This is a genomic window from Luteitalea sp. (assembly GCA_009377605.1).
Taxonomy (GTDB): Bacteria; Acidobacteriota; Vicinamibacteria; order Vicinamibacterales; family Vicinamibacteraceae; genus WHTT01.
On the sequence record WHTT01000233.1, the window covers coordinates 1 to 268 of the forward strand.

The window sequence follows — 268 nt, forward strand, 5'->3', positions numbered from 1 at the left end:
GAGAAGCGAGCGAGCAGATCATCCGCGATCGTGCTCGGCACCGCGCCGGGTGCGTACCCGCGGCGGGTTGCGAAGATGAGTCTGTGACCCTCGATGTGCATTTAGTTGACGGAACGTACGAGCTCTTCCGTTACCACTACGCGCCGAACAACAGGGACCCCGAGGTCGGGGCGACGCGCGGAGTCGTCGGCACCTGCCTGCAACTTCTCGAGGACGGCGCCACTCACGTCGGCATCGCCACCGACCACGTGATCGAGTCGTTTCGGAA

At 64.2% G+C, this 268-nt stretch carries 1 pseudogene (cut by a window edge); it reads left to right on the forward strand.

Annotated elements, in window-relative coordinates:
- The first annotated feature begins 83 nt into the window (after window positions 1–83).
- Window positions 84–268: pseudogene (locus GEV06_28695) on the forward strand (flap endonuclease) (it continues 609 nt past the right edge of the window).